The sequence below is a fragment of the Escherichia sp. E13S3 genome (genome assembly GCF_004212325.1).
Classification (GTDB): Bacteria; Pseudomonadota; Gammaproteobacteria; order Enterobacterales; family Enterobacteriaceae; genus Escherichia.
In genome coordinates, this window is the sequence record NZ_RHJR01000012.1 from 167,394 (window position 1) to 184,828 (window position 17,435).

The 17,435-nt window shown below is 50.2% G+C and carries 12 protein-coding genes, 2 tRNA genes and 3 other RNA genes; 9 read left to right on the forward strand and 8 right to left on the reverse strand.

Annotated elements, in window-relative coordinates:
* Positions 1-77 precede the first annotated feature (77 nt).
* Complete coding sequence (gene adhE, locus D9597_RS12935) at positions 78-2,750, forward strand: bifunctional acetaldehyde-CoA/alcohol dehydrogenase (protein WP_130216022.1); 2,673 nt, start codon at positions 78-80, stop codon at positions 2,748-2,750.
* Positions 2,751-3,068: 318 nt separating this feature from the next.
* Here the strand turns inward: adhE and tdk are convergent, their stop codons facing one another.
* Complete coding sequence (gene tdk / locus D9597_RS12940) at positions 3,069-3,686, reverse strand: thymidine kinase (RefSeq protein ID WP_130208894.1); 618 nt, start codon at positions 3,684-3,686, stop codon at positions 3,069-3,071.
* A gap of 601 nt (positions 3,687-4,287) precedes the next feature.
* Here tdk and hns point away from each other — a divergent pair.
* Positions 4,288-4,701: a histone-like nucleoid-structuring protein H-NS gene (gene hns / locus D9597_RS12945; protein WP_105289150.1), complete on the forward strand. Its 414-nt coding sequence runs from the start codon at positions 4,288-4,290 to the stop codon at positions 4,699-4,701.
* A gap of 143 nt (positions 4,702-4,844) precedes the next feature.
* Here hns and galU read toward each other — a convergent pair whose 3' ends face one another.
* From galU to rssA, 3 genes are all read right to left on the reverse strand, one after another.
* Complete coding sequence (galU, locus tag D9597_RS12950; RefSeq protein WP_130208896.1) at positions 4,845-5,753, reverse strand: UTP--glucose-1-phosphate uridylyltransferase GalU; 909 nt, start codon at positions 5,751-5,753, stop codon at positions 4,845-4,847.
* Between the two features lie 201 nt (positions 5,754-5,954).
* A complete protein-coding gene (gene rssB / locus D9597_RS12955) occupies positions 5,955-6,968 on the reverse strand; it encodes a two-component system response regulator RssB (RefSeq protein ID WP_130222799.1) in 1,014 nt (337 codons plus the stop codon).
* 86 nt (positions 6,969-7,054) lie between these two features.
* Positions 7,055-7,966, reverse strand: coding sequence for a patatin-like phospholipase RssA (gene rssA, locus D9597_RS12960; RefSeq protein ID WP_130222801.1), 912 nt, complete (start codon positions 7,964-7,966; stop codon positions 7,055-7,057).
* A gap of 112 nt (positions 7,967-8,078) precedes the next feature.
* Between rssA and D9597_RS12965 the strand changes: the two genes are divergently transcribed.
* The 7 genes from D9597_RS12965 to D9597_RS12995 all read left to right on the forward strand — a co-directional run bounded on the left by D9597_RS12965 (position 8,079) and on the right by D9597_RS12995 (position 10,322).
* On the forward strand, positions 8,079-8,537 hold the full coding sequence (locus D9597_RS12965) for a YchJ family protein (RefSeq protein WP_130208902.1): 459 nt from the start codon (positions 8,079-8,081) through the stop codon (positions 8,535-8,537).
* Between the two features lie 49 nt (positions 8,538-8,586).
* Entirely contained in the window at positions 8,587-9,429 is an 843-nt protein-coding gene (gene purU / locus D9597_RS12970) for a formyltetrahydrofolate deformylase (RefSeq protein WP_130208904.1), read from the forward strand.
* Positions 9,430-9,589: 160 nt separating this feature from the next.
* Positions 9,590-9,674, forward strand: a tRNA-Tyr gene (locus D9597_RS12975).
* Positions 9,675-9,717: 43 nt separating this feature from the next.
* Positions 9,718-9,849: non-coding RNA, RtT sRNA (locus tag D9597_RS12980), on the forward strand.
* A 33-nt stretch (positions 9,850-9,882) separates the two neighbouring features.
* Positions 9,883-9,967 (forward strand) — tRNA-Tyr (locus D9597_RS12985).
* A 46-nt stretch (positions 9,968-10,013) separates the two neighbouring features.
* A non-coding RNA gene (locus D9597_RS12990) (RtT sRNA) lies at positions 10,014-10,145 on the forward strand.
* 46 nt (positions 10,146-10,191) lie between these two features.
* Positions 10,192-10,322: non-coding RNA, RtT sRNA (locus D9597_RS12995), on the forward strand.
* 183 nt (positions 10,323-10,505) lie between these two features.
* Here the strand turns inward: D9597_RS12995 and narI are convergent.
* From narI to D9597_RS13015, 4 genes are read right to left on the reverse strand one after another with little or no spacing between them, the layout of a single operon-like run.
* On the reverse strand, positions 10,506-11,183 hold the full coding sequence (gene narI, locus D9597_RS13000) for a respiratory nitrate reductase subunit gamma (RefSeq protein ID WP_001160110.1): 678 nt from the start codon (positions 11,181-11,183) through the stop codon (positions 10,506-10,508).
* Positions 11,183-11,893 carry a nitrate reductase molybdenum cofactor assembly chaperone gene (gene narJ / locus D9597_RS13005; RefSeq protein WP_130222803.1) on the reverse strand — a complete coding sequence of 237 codons (711 nt, stop codon included), beginning with the start codon at positions 11,891-11,893 and terminating at the stop codon, positions 11,183-11,185. The genes narI and narJ overlap by 1 nt, the downstream gene beginning before the upstream one ends.
* Positions 11,890-13,428, reverse strand: a complete 1,539-nt coding sequence (gene narH / locus D9597_RS13010; RefSeq protein WP_130222805.1) for a nitrate reductase subunit beta — start codon at positions 13,426-13,428, stop codon at positions 11,890-11,892. The genes narJ and narH overlap by 4 nt, the downstream gene beginning before the upstream one ends.
* On the reverse strand, positions 13,425-17,168 hold the full coding sequence (locus D9597_RS13015) for a nitrate reductase subunit alpha (RefSeq protein ID WP_130222807.1): 3,744 nt from the start codon (positions 17,166-17,168) through the stop codon (positions 13,425-13,427). Before D9597_RS13015 ends, narH begins: the two co-directional genes overlap by 4 nt.
* Positions 17,169-17,435 lie beyond the last annotated feature (267 nt).

Genomic DNA, 17,435 nt, shown 5'->3' on the forward strand with positions numbered 1-17,435 from the left:
TCATCATCGCACTGACTATACTCTCGTATTCGAGCAGATGATTTACTAAAAAAGTTTAACATTATCAGGAGAGCATTATGGCTGTTACTAATGTCGCTGAACTTAACGCACTCGTAGAGCGTGTAAAAAAAGCCCAGCGTGAATATGCCAGTTTCACTCAAGAGCAAGTAGACAAAATCTTCCGCGCCGCCGCTCTGGCTGCCGCAGATGCTCGAATCCCACTCGCAAAAATGGCCGTTGCCGAATCCGGCATGGGTATCGTTGAAGATAAAGTGATCAAAAACCACTTTGCTTCTGAATATATCTATAACGCCTACAAAGATGAAAAGACCTGCGGTGTTCTGTCTGAAGACGACACTTTCGGTACCATCACTATCGCTGAACCAATCGGTATTATCTGCGGTATCGTTCCAACAACTAACCCGACTTCAACCGCTATCTTCAAATCTCTGATTAGCCTGAAGACCCGTAACGCCATCATTTTCTCACCACACCCGCGTGCTAAAGATGCAACCAACAAAGCTGCTGATATCGTTCTGCAGGCTGCTATTGCTGCTGGTGCACCAAAAGATCTGATTGGCTGGATCGATCAACCGTCTGTTGAACTCTCCAACGCACTGATGCACCACCCTGACATTAACCTGATCCTTGCGACCGGTGGTCCAGGCATGGTTAAAGCTGCATACAGCTCCGGTAAACCGGCGATCGGCGTAGGCGCAGGCAACACCCCAGTTGTTATTGATGAAACTGCTGATATCAAACGTGCAGTTGCATCCGTGCTGATGTCCAAAACCTTCGACAACGGCGTAATCTGTGCTTCTGAACAGTCTGTTGTTGTTGTTGATTCTGTTTATGATGCTGTACGTGAGCGTTTTGCCACCCACGGCGGCTACATGCTGCAGGGCAAAGAGCTGAAAGCTGTTCAGGACGTTATCCTGAAAAATGGCGCGCTGAACGCAGCTATCGTTGGTCAGCCAGCTTATAAAATTGCTGAACTGGCAGGCTTCTCTGTACCAGAAAACACTAAGATTCTGATCGGTGAAGTGACTGTTGTTGATGAAAGCGAACCATTCGCTCATGAAAAACTGTCCCCGACTCTGGCAATGTACCGTGCGAAAGATTTTGAAGACGCGGTAGAGAAAGCAGAGAAACTGGTTGCTATGGGCGGTATCGGTCACACATCTTGCCTGTACACCGACCAGGATAACCAGCCGGCACGCGTTTCTTACTTCGGTCAGAAAATGAAAACTGCCCGTATCCTGATCAATACCCCGGCTTCTCAGGGCGGTATCGGTGACCTGTACAACTTCAAACTCGCGCCTTCCCTGACTCTGGGTTGTGGTTCCTGGGGTGGTAACTCCATCTCTGAAAACGTTGGTCCGAAACACCTGATCAACAAGAAAACCGTTGCTAAGCGAGCTGAAAACATGTTGTGGCACAAACTTCCGAAATCTATCTACTTCCGCCGTGGCTCTCTGCCAATCGCGCTGGATGAAGTGATTACTGATGGCCACAAACGTGCGCTCATCGTGACTGACCGCTTCCTGTTCAACAACGGCTATGCTGACCAGATCACTTCTGTACTGAAAGCAGCTGGCGTAGAAACTGAAGTGTTCTTCGAAGTTGAAGCTGACCCGACTCTGAGCATTGTTCGTAAAGGTGCAGAACTGGCGAACTCCTTCAAACCAGACGTGATTATCGCGCTGGGTGGTGGTTCCCCGATGGATGCTGCGAAAATCATGTGGGTTATGTACGAACATCCCGAAACTCATTTCGAAGAACTGGCGCTGCGCTTTATGGACATCCGTAAACGTATCTACAAGTTCCCGAAAATGGGCGTGAAAGCGAAAATGATCGCAGTCACCACAACTTCCGGTACCGGTTCTGAAGTTACACCGTTCGCGGTTGTAACCGATGACGCAACTGGCCAAAAATATCCGCTGGCAGACTATGCTCTGACCCCGGATATGGCGATTGTTGACGCCAACCTGGTTATGGATATGCCGAAGTCCCTGTGTGCTTTCGGTGGTCTGGACGCAGTAACTCACGCCATGGAAGCATATGTTTCTGTACTGGCTTCTGAGTTCTCTGATGGTCAGGCTCTGCAGGCGCTGAAACTGCTGAAAGAATATCTGCCAGCGTCCTACCACGAAGGGTCTAAAAACCCGGTAGCGCGTGAACGTGTTCACAGTGCGGCAACTATCGCAGGTATCGCGTTTGCTAACGCCTTCCTGGGTGTATGTCACTCAATGGCACATAAACTGGGCTCTCAGTTCCACATTCCGCATGGTCTGGCAAACGCCCTGCTGATTTGTAACGTTATCCGCTACAACGCGAATGACAACCCGACCAAGCAGACTGCATTCAGCCAGTACGACCGTCCGCAAGCTCGTCGTCGTTATGCTGAAATTGCAGACCATCTGGGTCTGAGCGCTCCGGGCGACCGTACTGCTGCTAAGATCGAGAAACTGCTGGCATGGCTGGAAACGCTGAAAGCTGAGCTGGGTATTCCGAAATCTATCCGTGAAGCTGGCGTTCAGGAAGCAGACTTCCTGGCAAACGTTGATAAACTGTCTGAAGATGCATTCGATGACCAGTGCACCGGCGCTAACCCGCGTTATCCGCTGATCTCCGAGCTGAAACAGATTCTACTGGACACCTACTACGGTCGTGATTACGTAGAAGGCGCAACCGTTGCTAAAGAAGCAGCTCCGGCTAAAGCAGAGAAAAAAGCGAAAAAATCCGCTTAATCGGTAGCTCTGTATAACATCATAAACGGTCCCATTCGGGGCCGTTTTTTTGTTTCAGACAAAGAACGGCTATGTAAAGTCAAATAATCCAGCTGTATTAATTCATCATGTTTGTATTGTCGGAAAACGAGCACAAAGCGAGATTGTCGACAAATAACTCTACCTCGTAGGTAATGAGGCATCGACGCACTAAAATCGTTCTGTGGTACGTTGAGTGATGATTAAGAATAGAGAAAGGATGATGACTCGGAAGAAGTTAGTAAAACGGACTGACAGGAGAAAAGCGCCCTATTCACCCTGTCAGTAAAGAAAAATTTATTAGTCGTGCCGATGATTGTCCTGAATCGCCGTCAAAGAGCCAATCTCTAACGCTTCTTTATAGTGTTTACGGCAAACCGAGACGTAACGCTCATTACCACCAATAACCACCTGCTCACCTTCGTTATAAGGTCTACCCGCCAGATCAAGACGTAGCACCATGCTTGCTTTGCGGCCACAAAAACAAATAGTTTTTAATTCGACCAGTTTGTCTGACCATGCCAGTAAGTATTGGCTACCAACAAACAATTCACCGCGAAAATCGGTACGCAAACCATAACAAAGTACGGGTATATCGAGTTGATCGACAACCTCCGATAATTCATATACTTGTTGTCTGGTTAAAAACTGGCATTCATCAACAAGTACGCAATGAATTGTCTGCTGTTCGTGTTCCGCACGAATCTCATCAAATAATGATGAATTTTGGTTAAATAATTTTGCAGGTGATGACAAACCTATACGCGAGCTGACTTTCCCTGCCCCGAAACGATCATCAATTTCTGCCGTATATACGACAGTGCGCATACCGCGTTCCTGGTAATTGTATGAAGATTGCAACAATGCCGTAGACTTACCCGCATTCATTGCGGAATAGTAGAAATATAGCTGCGCCATCAGCCACAGGCCCTCAATGATATGAAATAAAGTTGGCAGGAGTTTATCATAATTCGTCAGTTTTACAGCGTAACAGTGCGCACAGAAGTAGTATATTCGTCATCCATTACGAATGGCTGGCATAATCCTTCAGAGCTATCTTTACCACGGCCTTGCTTGTTATAAACGCGTAAATGACTCTTGGTAACTATTCACAATCTTTAACCTGTTGCGCACGTAATAACCCCTGTTGGCCTCCAGGAAAGAGCAATACGAAGTCCTTGCACTTATTGCGACTGTTCTACTTTTCATCATTCACTTAATAGGGGATTTTCATAAACAGGGCTAATACCCAAGAGTGAAAAGGCTCCAGCGCATGTTAATCTCCACATAAAATGTGACATGAATCAGGAAGTTTTAACCTTAAGTGATGCGAAAGCATCGATGTAAATAGGGCTATATGCCACGTCATTTCTGGCTAATTTTATGAAAAGATATTTATTGTCGGTACGAAATAAAGAACATTTTTGAATTCCTTACATTCCTGGCTATTGCACAACTGAATTTAAGGCTCTATTATTACCTCAACAAACCACCCCAATATAAGTTTGAGATTACTACAATGAGCGAAGCACTTAAAATTCTGAACAACATCCGTACTCTTCGTGCGCAGGCAAGAGAATGTACACTTGAAACGCTGGAAGAAATGCTGGAAAAATTAGAAGTTGTTGTTAACGAACGTCGCGAAGAAGAAAGCGCAGCTGCTGCTGAAGTTGAAGAGCGTACTCGTAAACTGCAGCAATATCGTGAAATGCTGATCGCTGACGGTATTGACCCGAACGAACTGCTGAATAGCATTGCTGCTGTTAAATCTGGCACCAAAGCTAAACGCGCACAGCGTCCGGCTAAATATAGCTACGTTGACGAAAACGGCGAAACCAAAACCTGGACTGGCCAGGGCCGTACTCCAGCTGTAATCAAAAAAGCAATGGATGAGCAAGGTAAATCCCTCGACGATTTCCTGATCAAGCAATAATCTTTTCTTGATTCTGTTTGCTTAAAATCCCGCCATTGGCGGGATTTTTTATTGTCCGTTTTAAGACTCTCTGATAAGAATACGCTATAAAAAAACGGCATTGATCACTCAATGCCGTTTCGTAGAAAACATCGTGATAGATGTTACTTCTTAATGCCTATCTCTTCTTCAAGCCAGGCTTTAAATTCAGTACCCAGAGTGTTGTGGCGAATACCGTATTCAACGAAGGCCTGCATGTAACCTAATTTATTACCGCAGTCATGGCTCTTCCCTTTCATATGATAGGCTTCAACCGTTTCTTTTTCGATCAGCATATCAATCGCGTCGGTGAGCTGAATTTCATCACCTGCTCCCGGAGGGGTTTTTGCCAGCAGCGGCCAAATATCAGCACTGAGAACATAACGGCCGACAATAGCAAGATTAGACGGCGCTACATCTGCTTTCGGTTTTTCTACCACACCGACCATCGGTACACTTTCGCCAGGCGCTAAATCCACACCTTTGCAATCCACAACACCATATGCCGTCACATCAGCAACAGGCTCCACCATTATCTGGCTGTGGCCAGTTTCATCAAAGCGACGAATCATCTCTGCAAGGTTATCCTGCGATAAATCGGATTCATATTCATCCAGAATAACGTCAGGCAAAATAACAGCCACAGGTTCATCACCAACTACCGGATGGGCACACAATACTGCGTGTCCCAAACCTTTCGCCAGTCCCTGACGAACTTGCATAATAGTCACGTGTGGTGGACAAATGGACTGCACTTCATCAAGCAACTGGCGTTTTACACGTTTTTCCAGCATTGCTTCCAGTTCAAAACTGGTATCGAAATGGTTTTCAATAGAGTTTTTAGATGAGTGAGTGACCAGCACAATTTCAGTAATGCCAGCCGCAATACATTCATTCACGACGTATTGAATTAATGGCTTATCGACAAGCGGCAGCATCTCTTTCGGGATAGCTTTCGTCGCCGGCAACATCCTGGTTCCTAATCCCGCAACGGGGATAACGGCTTTTTTGACTTTCGTATTAATGGCAGCCATTTAAATTCTCCTGGACTGTTCGTGTATTGAACGTGTTCATATTTCTGTGTCGCATCCCAGTATATCAGTACCCTGACGAGGCCTGGTTCTGAAAAGGAGGCGAGTTAACATAATTAAGACAATTACTTAAACGAATGGCGACGATAGTACCACCAGCCGACACCAGCGCGTAATGCAATTTTATCCCATATAATCGTTTGCTCATTCCGCAGACAACATCAAGCGCAGTCTTCCACCTGTTCCCCAAATTTGACATTGCCAGGCATCACATCGCTGGCTCAATTGATTCAAATAGGCGTTGCCTAATGTTCCTAACGGAACGCCATTACTGATTTGAATCTGGTGTTCACCAGCATTTAACGTTGCATTCAGACCAGCGGAAACCAAAATGAGATTTTTTAATTCACGATGATAATAGCCGACTAATAGCGGGAACTGACCAGGCAGATTGGCCTGCCGCAGTAAATGATTTACCTGCTTCAATAACGCACCCAACTCTGGCAAACGCTGATTTTGGTGGGCAATCTGTTCCTGTAATAACCCATTAAACAGCGCGCGTAATAACAAGGCGGCAAGGACACCATTATGTCCGGCGCGAGTTACATCGAGACAATAAAAAGCCAGATCGTTTTCCGAAAGAGCTGCAATATCAAGCACCAGCCCCGGTTTATCAACGGCCACCAGTTGGCGATAATTAACCCGGCAATGGGAAATCACCTGCTGAACCGGAGGTTGTAATTCTTGCAATAATTTAGCAGCCGCGGTGGGATTATCCACCATCGCATCCCAGTCGCGAAAAAGCCGTTCTTCTTCCTCTACACGCGAATTAAACATGCTGGGATAGAGACACGCAAAAACCATCTCGCGCAGACGGTTGAGATCTTTAACTGGTTTTAACAAAACATCTTCCACGCCCAGACGTAACGCTTTGGCGATATCTGCCATGTTTTCCGTAGCGGAAATCACCAGGACAGGCGTTTGGTCACCCCGGTTGCGAATATGTTCCAATAGTTTCAGGCCGTTCATTCTCGGCATTGCAATATCACATATCATTAGATCGGGTGTGAAACCGCCCAGTAGCTCAAGGGCATCCACCCCATCAGCCGCCAGTACCGTTGTCGCTCCCAATGAGGAAAACCACGAATCCAGAAGCGAGCGAAATACCGCCTCATCTTCAACTATGAGAATCTGTTTTCCGGCCAATGGCTGCGTCATGTTCTCTCCCCTGACTGGCTTTATTCAATAGTGGCATGCTATTGCCATCAGTGCCTGTCAGAATTAACTTAAGTGTAGATAAAAAATCAGGTCAAAACGTTAGTTCGAACTAGCGGTAAAAGCTCATCCATTTTCTTCTCAACCGCCAATTGTCCTGCCGAAATGGCAGCCTGCGCACGATGAAAATCGAGCATGGAAATCTGTGGGCAAACGGGTTGAATCAGAATATCAGGCGGGTCCCCTGCCATACGGTTTCTTTTAAGGCGGTTTTCCAATACCTGAATAGAGGTCGTCATAATCTCTGTTGCTGTCGGTGCCGTGACGCCTCGACGCGCAGTAATACTACTTAGCCGCTCTTTCAGCCGCGCATGCCAGGGTAGATCATCTTCACTCTCGCCATTTTCAGCACTGACATTAAATGAAAGAAGATCTTGCTGCATTAAGTGAGCGTCGTGCTGGAGATCAACCGCAATTACGATATCTGCGCCCAACGCACGAGTAAGAGAGATAGGAATGGGATTAACGACTGCGCCATCAACAAGCCAGTAGCCGTTATGTGCGACCGGTGCCATCAAGCCCGGAATACTGCAGGATGCACGAATAGCGAGATGGAGATCACCTTCGGTAAACCATAATTCGCGCCCTGTGCTTAGATTGGTGGCGACTGCAGCGAAGCGGCGTGAACAATTCTCGATTTCTGTTTCTGGCATTATTTCACGATATCGATTGAACACACGCTCTCCGCGCAGCAGTCCACCGCGCTGCCAGGAGAGGTCCATAAGTCGTAAAACATCCCAATAGCTAAAAGAGGTAACCCACTCTTCCAGCGCAGATAATCGACCACAGGCATAGGCTGCGCCTACCAGCGAACCAATTGAACATCCTGCGACGATATCAATTTCAATGCCCATTTTTTTAAGCGCGTTAATGACGCCAATATGCGACCATCCTCGTGCAGCACCGGATCCCAGCGCCAGCCCTATTTTTACTTTTCTCATTGTTCCTGAAAGCGTCCCCTGGAATGCAGCCGTAGCCACATCGCTACCGCTCGGTTAACATAGTGCTACTCCGGCGGTTAAAACGCCGTTATTGTTTCCAGGGAGATTATTTGTGTCTAAGCTTTGTCCCTGTGGTAGTGCTGTCGAGTATAGCCTATGTTGCCACCCTTATGTGTCTGGTGAAAAGGTTGCACCAGATCCCGAACGTCTTATGCGTTCGCGTTACTGCGCTTTTGTGATGCACGACGCAGATTATTTAATTAAAACCTGGCATCCATCCTGTGGCGCCTCTGTGTTACGTGCTGAATTAATTGCCGGATTTGCACATACCGAATGGTTAGGTTTGACCGTATTTGAACGTTCATATCATGAAGGTGACGACGTAGGTTATGTCAGTTTTGTCGCTCGTTTTACTGAGAAGGGTAAATCCGGGGCGATTATTGAGCGTTCGCGATTTTTGAAAGAAAACGGTCAATGGTACTATATTGATGGTACACGTCCGCAGTTTGGTCGCAACGATCCCTGCCCTTGTGGTTCAGGTAAAAAATTTAAAAAGTGCTGCGGCCAATAAAGGTTGACGGTACGGTTTAGCAAACACTCTCAACAAGGTTTTTCCAGCAATGCATTCACTCCAACGTAAAGTTCTGCGTACTATTTGCCCGGATCAAAAAGGTCTGATCGCGCGTATTACTAATATTTGCTACAAGCACGAGTTAAATATCGTGCAGAACAATGAATTTGTTGACCACCGTACCGGGCGCTTTTTTATGCGCACGGAACTGGAGGGTATTTTTAATGATTCCACCCTGTTGGCGGATCTCGATAGCGCTTTGCCAGAAGGTTCGGTGCGTGAACTGAATCCCGCAGGTCGCCGCCGCATAGTCATTCTGGTGACCAAAGAAGCGCATTGCCTGGGCGATCTGCTGATGAAAGCCAACTACGGTGGACTGGATGTTGAAATCGCTGCGGTTATTGGTAACCACGAGACCTTACGTTCTCTGGTGGAACGTTTTGATATTCCGTTTGAACTGGTGAGCCATGAAGGGTTAAGCCGCAACGAGCACGATCAGAAGATGGCGGATGCCATTGAAGCGCATCAACCTGATTATGTGGTGCTGGCGAAATATATGCGGGTATTGACGCCGGAGTTTGTCGCTCGCTTTCCGAACAAAATCATCAACATTCACCATTCATTCCTGCCAGCGTTTATCGGCGCACGTCCCTATCATCAGGCTTATGAACGCGGCGTGAAGATTATTGGCGCAACAGCACACTATGTAAATGACAATCTGGATGAAGGTCCAATCATCATGCAGGATGTCATTCATGTGGATCACACCTACACTGCCGAAGACATGATGCGTGCAGGTCGTGATGTTGAGAAAAACGTATTAAGCCGCGCGCTTTACCAGGTTTTGGCACAGCGTGTATTTGTTTACGGTAACCGGACGATTATTCTTTAATCGCTGGCAAAATAGAACTGGTTGGCTTTAATCCGTTACGGATGAAAATTACGCAACCAGTTCATTTTTCTCAACGTAACTCTTTACAGCGGCGTGTCATTTGATATGATGCGCCCCGCTTCCCAGTGAGGGAGCAGGCCAGTAAAAAGCATTACCCCGTGGTGGGGTTCCCGAGCGGCCAAAGGGAGCAGACTGTAAATCTGCCGTCATCGACTTCGAAGGTTCGAATCCTTCCCCCACCACCATTATTCACCACAGCGATGTGGTAACTTCGGTGAGATTGTGAAAGTTTGCACTCATCGGGGAAGGGTGAGAACCTTCGACTAAGGTTCGACTCGAGCGAAAGCGAGAGAACGTTGCCGCAGGCAACGGCCCGAAGGGTGAGGAGCGAGGCGACGAATAATCCTTCCCCCACCACCATCTCAAGCATTACCTACAATATGAATTACCTCTGGTGGGGTTCCCGAGCGGCCAAAGGGAGCAGACTGTAAATCTGCCGTCATCGACTTCGAAGGTTCGAATCCTTCCCCCACCACCATCACTTTCAAAAACCCCTGAATTCCCTTACAAATCCATAATTAAATATTCTGCCCATGCGGGGAAGGATGAGAAGCTTCGACCAAGGTTCGACTCGAGCGTCAGCGAGAGAGCGTTGCCGCAGGCTACGACCCGCCGGGCGAAGCGCGTAACGCTGAGTAATCCTTCCCCCACCACCATTACTTCCTGATAAAACTCATTTCAAACTTATCGATATCGTTTCATATTCTGCCCATGCGGGGAAGGATGAGAAGCTTCGACCAAGGTTCGACTCGAGCGTCAGCGAGAGAGCGTTGCCGCAGGCTACGACCCGCAGGGCGAAGCGCGTAGCGCTGAGTAATCCTCCCCCACCACCATCGCTTCCTGAAATACTCAAAACCTGTTACTCCGAGCTAATTTTGCCCAATGGCACCGCGTTTACCGGACCTACAATATCCTCCCCTGTAGGTCGGATAAGCGAAGCGCATCCGACAACTCACCCCGCACCGTGCCCATAAAAAAACCCCGCCGAAGCAGGGTCTATGTGAACTAAAATTCGCTTAGTGGCGAGCGCGCACCAGCTGATACTTACGTGTCAGATACTCCACCGGTACGCTCCAGATGTGCACCAGACGCGAGAACGGGAACAGCAGGAATAACGTCATCCCCAACACCAAGTGCAGACGGAAGATAAACGCGACACCATCAAGGTGTTGAGAAGCGCCACCGTGGAAGGTCACTACCGACTGCGCCCAGCCAACCAGTTTCATCATCTCGCTACCGTCCATATGCTGGGCGGAGAACGGAATGGTCAACAGGCCCAGCGCGCACTGGATAACGAGCAGCGACAGGATCAGGATATCCGCTCCGGTAGTGGTTGCACGCACGCGTGGGCTGAACAGACGACGCTTCAGCAACAGCACGCCACCAATCAGACACAGCACGCCGCTGGCACCACCAGCAAACATCGCCATTTTTTGTTTCACTTCAATCGGCAGCCAGGCTTCATACATCCAGTGCGGCGTCAACATACCGAAGAAGTGACCGACAAAAATCCCCAGAATCCCGATATGGAACAGGTTCGACGCCAGGTTCATTCCTTTACGGTCCAGCATCTGGCTGGATGCCGCGCGCCAGGTGTACTGCCCGTAGTCATAACGCAGCCAACTACCAATCAGGAAGACCGCCCCGGCAATGTACGGGTAGATATCAAAGAAGAACATATTCAGGAATTGCATTAGTGCTGTCCTCCGGTGGTGATATTCAGATATTGCGGCGCGACGGCACCGGCAAAGCGACGCTGATGAGCAGTGATTGCTGAATCACCGCAGCCTTTGTCAGCAAAGAATTTAACCTGCTCTTCTTCCCAGACAGCATCCAGCGCCTGCGGCGTATCGTCGCGCGCTTCATCGGCAATTTTTTCCGCCACTTTGTCGCTGTCGATAGCGGTATTCGCCAGTTTCAGCAGCAGATCAAACAGCACGGCATAACGGCTTTCACGCTGTTGCAGACGCGCGCTCAGCAATGCCAGAATCGGCGCAATGTCTTTCAAACCCTCCACGGCTTCGCTTTGCGGCAGCTGCGCCAGGTATTCCAGATACAGCGGCAGATGGTCCGGCAATTCGCGGCTGTTTAACTGCAAGCCGTGCTGCTCGTACTGCGCCAGTAAATCCACCATCGCCTGACCACGATCGCGGGATTCACCGTGAACATGTTCGAACAGCAACAGTGACGTGGCGCGACCACGATCGTACAGTTCGCTGTACTGCGCCTGGGCATCCAGCGGATCCATCGCCGTTAAATCGCGCAGGAAAATGCCCAGTGCATGGGCATCTTCTTTCGACAAATTTTCCGACGCGGCAATCGCCTCGAACATCTCCTGTTGATGCTGCCATAAGGCAGCATCCGGATATTCAAGGAGACGCGATACAATCACGAGTTCGATCATGGATGCGGCTCCGTTTTGCTGGTCACATCGATGGCATCGATACGACGGCTGTTGAACAGATTGAATTTGGTATCTGAACCGTGGCAGCCGTCACCAAAGGTAAAGCCGCAGCCATTTTTCTCCGGGAAGGCTTCCCGCGCCAGTTCACGATGACTGCTCGGCACCACAAAACGATCTTCGTAGTTAGCAATCGCCAGATAACGATACATTTCCTGCGCCTGGGCTTCGGTCAGACCGACCTCTTCCAGCGCACGGGTATCAACTTTACCGTCAACGGTTTCAGCACGTTTGTAATGACGCATCGCCAGCATGCGTTTCAGCGCACGCAGTACCGGTTGGGTGTCGCCTGCGGTCAGCAGGTTCGCCAGATACTGTACCGGGATACGCAGGCTTTCGACGTCTGGCAAAATACCGTTGCTGCCCAACTCGCCAGCGTCTGCTGCAGACTGAATCGGAGACAAAGGCGGCACGTACCAGACCATCGGCAGTGTGCGATATTCCGGATGCAGCGGCAGCGCCAGTTTCCATTCCATCGCCATTTTATAAACCGGCGACTGCTGCGCAGCTTCAATAACGCTCAGCGGGATACCATCTTTAATCGCCTGCTCGATGACCTTCGGATCGTTCGGATCGAGGAACACGTCCAGCTGACGCTGGTAGAGATCTTTTTCGTTCTCGGTGCTGGCCGCACGTTCAATGGCGTCCGCATCGTACAGCAGCACGCCGAGATAACGGATACGACCGACACAGGTTTCTGAACACACCGTCGGCTGACCGGCTTCAATACGCGGATAACAGAAGATGCACTTCTCAGACTTACCGCTCTTCCAGTTGAAGTAGATTTTTTTGTATGGGCATCCGGTGATGCACATACGCCAGCCACGGCATTTGTCCTGGTCGATCAGGACGATGCCATCTTCTTCACGCTTGTAAATCGCACCGCTCGGGCAGGTCGCCACACATGCCGGGTTCAGGCAGTGTTCGCACAGGCGCGGCAAATACATCATGAAGGTGTTTTCGAACTGGCTATACATCGCCTTCTGGATGTTGTCGAAGTTCTTGTCTTTCGCCAGCTTGTCAAACTCACCGCCCAGGTCATCTTCCCAGTTCGGCCCTTTTTCGATTTTTGCCATCCGTTCGCCGGTAATCAGCGAACGCGGACGGGCAATCGGCTGCGCTTTGCTGCCTTCCGGCGCGGTATGCAGGTTCTGATAGTCAAAATCGAACGGCTCGTAATAATCGTCGATCCCCGGCAGATGCGGGTTAGCGAAGATTTTACCCAGCAGCATGGCGCGGTTACCCATGCGCGGCTGCAGTTTGCCATTGATTTTACGGATCCAGCCACCTTTGTATTTTTCCTGGTTTTCCCAATCAGTCGGGAAGCCCTGGCCCGGCTTGGTTTCCACGTTGTTGAACCACGCGTATTCCACGCCTTCGCGGCTGGTCCAGACGTTTTTACAGGTAACTGAACAGGTGTGGCAGCCGATGCACTTATCGAGATTCAGCACCATGCCGACTTGTGAACGAATTTTCATTTTACGCTCTCCTGTACCTGGTCATTGCCTTCGCCATCTAACCAGTCAATGTTCTTCATCTTACGCACTACAACAAACTCATCACGGTTAGAACCTACAGTGCCGTAGTAGTTAAAGCCGTATGCCAGATGGGCATAGCCGCCGATCATATGCGTCGGTTTCGGCGTGATACGGGTGACCGAGTTATGGATACCACCACGCTGTTGGGTAATTTCCGAACCAGGCAGGTTAACGATACGTTCCTGCGCGTGGTACATCATCGTCATCCCTGCCGGAACACGCTGGCTGACAACCGCACGGGCAGTCAGTGCACCGTTGCTGTTGAAGACTTCAATCCAGTCGTTATCGGCGATACCCAGATCTTTGGCATCGGCTTCACTCAGCCAGACCACCGGACCACCGCGACCTAAAGTCAGCATCAGCAGGTTGTCGCTATAGGTGGAGTGGATCCCCCACTTCTGGTGCGGCGTCAGGAAGTTGAGCGCTTTTTCCGGATTACCGTTGGATTTCTGCCCCATCACTTCTTTCACCGAACGGGTGTCAATCGGCGGACGATAAACCAGCAGGCTTTCACCGAAATCACGCATCCACTGGTGATCCTGATACAGCTGCTGACGACCAGAGAGCGTACGCCATGGGATCAGCTCGTGAACGTTGGTGTAACCGGCGTTGTAAGAAACGTGTTCATCTTCCAGACCAGACCAGGTCGGGCTGGAGATAATTTTGCGCGGCTGTGCCTGAATATCGCGGAAGCGGATCTTCTCGTCTTCTTTATTCAGCGCCAGATGCGTATGGTCACGACCGGTAAATTCGCTCAGGGCAGCCCAGGCTTTTACGGCTACCTGACCGTTGGTTTCCGGTGCCAGCGTCAGGATCATCTCCGCCGCATCAATGGCGGTGTTCAGCATCGGCTGACCTTTCGCCGGGCCTTCCGCTTTGGTGTAGTTGAGCTTACGCAGCAGATCCATCTCGCTCTGGGTGTTCCAGGCAATCCCTTTACCACCGTTACCGATTTTCTCCATCAACGGACCGATAGAGGTAAAGCGTTCGTAAGTTGCCGGATAATCGCGCTCTACGACCATAATGTGCGGTGCAGTTTTACCGGGGATCAGGTCGCATTCGCCTTTTTTCCAGTCTTTCACATCCAGCGGCTGTGCCAGTTCAGCGGCAGAGTCGTGCTGGATAGGCAGCGTGACGATGTCGGTTTCTTTACCCAGATGACCGACGCACACTTCGGAGAATTTCCTGGCGATAGCTTTGTAGATTTCCCAGTCGCTTTTCGCTTCCCAGGCCGGATCGACCGCCGCAGACAGCGGGTGAATAAACGGATGCATATCCGAAGTATTCATGTCGTCTTTTTCGTACCAGGTCGCCGTCGGCAAAATGATGTCGGAATAGAGACAGGTGCTCGACAGACGGAAGTCCAGCGTCACCACCAGATCCAGCTTGCCTTCCAGACCATTGTCCTGCCAGTCCACTTCTTCCGGCTTCACGCCGCCCTGCTGCCCCAGATCTTTACCCTGGATACCGTGCTCCGTCCCCAGCAGGTACTTGAGCATAAACTCATGACCTTTACCGGAAGAACCGAGCAGGTTAGAACGCCAGATGAACAGGTTACGCGGGTGGTTTTTACCGTTTTCTGGTTGTTCTGCCGCAAAACGGATGGAACCGTCTTTCAGGGATTTCACGGTGTAATCTACCGGATTCATCCCGGCTTTTTCTGCTTCGCGAGCGATAGTCAGCGGGTTAGTGCCTAACTGCGGCGCAGATGGCAGCCAGCCCATGCGTTCTGCACGGACGTTAAAGTCGATCAGGTGTCCGGTATAGCGGGATTTATCCGCCATCGGCGACAGCAGTTCTTCCGCAGTCACGGTTTCATAACGCCACTGGCTGGAGTGGTTATAGAAATAAGAGGTGCTGTTCATGTGACGCGCCGGACGCTGCCAGTCAAGGGCAAACGCCAGCGGCTGCCAGCCGGTTTGCGGACGCAGTTTTTCCTGACCTACATAGTGCGCCCAGCCGCCCCCGCTCTGACCGACACAACCGCAGAAAATCAGCATGTTGATCAGACCACGGTAGTTCATGTCCAGGTGATACCAGTGGTTCAGACCCGCACCGACGATAATCATCGAACGACCGTGCGTCTTGTCAGCGTTATCGGCAAATTCACGGGCGATGCGGATAATCTGACTGCGAGAAACACCGGTAATCTGCTCAGCCCAGGCCGGGGTGTAAGCTTTCACATCGTCATAGCTGGTTGCACAGTTAACGTCGTTCAGGCCACGTTCCAGACCGTAGTTTGCCAGCGTCAGATCATAAACGGTGGTCACCAGGGCGGTGCTGCCGTCAGCCAGTTGCAGGCGTTTCACCGGCAGTTTGTGTAGCAGAATGTTTTCCAGTTCTACTTTGTTGAAGTGTTCCGTGCCGTCGCCACCAAAGTACGGGAAGCCCACTTCAGCGATCTCATCCTGGCTACCCAGCAGGCTCAGTTGCAGCTCGGTTTCTTCGCCAGTTTTGCCGTCGCGCTGTTCAAGATTCCATTTGCCCTTCTCGCCCCAGCGGAAGCCAATAGAACCGTTCGGCGCAACCATTTCGCCATTGGTATTAAAGGCGACAGTTTTCCATTCCGGATTGTTTTCCTGGCCCAGCGCATCCACCAGATCGGCAGCGCGCAGCATACGACCCGCGGCGTAGTAACCGTCGCGCTCTTCCAGCATCACCAGCATTGGCATGTCGGTGTAGCGACGCACATAGTCGGTGAAATATTGGCTTGGATTGTCGAGGTGGAATTCACGCAGCATTACGTGGCCCATCGCCAGCGCCATTGCCGCATCGGTGCCCTGTTTCGGTGCCAGCCACAGATCGCACAGTTTGGCGATTTCAGCGTAGTCCGGCGTTACGGCAACAGTTTTGGTGCCTTTGTAACGCACTTCAGTAAAGAAGTGAGCATCCGGGGTACGCGTCTGCGGCACGTTTGAACCCCAGGCGATGATGTAGCTGGAGTTGTACCAGTCAGCGGATTCCGGAACGTCAGTTTGCTCGCCCCAGGTTTGCGGAGACGCAGGAGGCAGGTCGCAGTACCAGTCGTAGAAGCTCAAGCAAGTACCGCCAATCAGCGAGAGATAGCGCGCACCCGATGCGTAAGAAACCATCGACATTGCCGGAATTGGCGAGAAGCCAGCGACACGGTCCGGGCCGTAGTTTTTGATGGTGTAAACGTTAGAGGCGGCGATCAGTTCGTTCACTTCCTGCCACGAAGAACGAACAAAACCACCGCGTCCACGCGCCTGCTTAAAGCTTTTCGCTTTATCGGCGTCTTCGATAATAGAAGCCCATGCCTCAACCGGATCGCTATGCAGCGCCTTCGCTTCACGCCACATTTTCATCAGGCGTTTGCGCATCATCGGGTATTTCAGGCGGTTGGCGCTGTAAAGATACCAGGAGTAGCTGGCACCGCGCGGGCAGCCGCGAGGTTCATGGTTTGGCAGGTCCGGACGGGTACGCGGATAGTCAGTCTGCTGGGTTTCCCAGGTCACCAGACCGTTTTTAACGTAGATTTTCCAGCTACAGGAGCCGGTGCAGTTTACCCCGTGGGTAGAGCGGACGATTTTGTCATGCTGCCAACGCTGGCGATATCCATCCTCCCAGTCACGGTTGGTATTGAGAAGCTGGCCATGCCCATCGGCAAAGGTTTCGCCCTTCTGCTTGAAGTAGCGAAACCGGTCCAGGAATTTACTCATCGGTTTTCTCCTGTGGGAGCCTGTCGGCTCTCTGATAAATCGACATTGCTAATGTTTAAAGGCAAGGTAACGCTCTGAAACAACGTGGGAATTGATAACGATCAAGAGTGGTGGGGATGAAAAATAAAGTAAATTCCTAAGATACTCCTTAAGGGTAATTAATGGCTTATATCTAACAGACTGTAAATTAATGGTTTTTATGCTATCTCACATTTATACATTTCGGATTTTTATACAGGTGGGTATTAAGGAGTATCCCCCATGGAT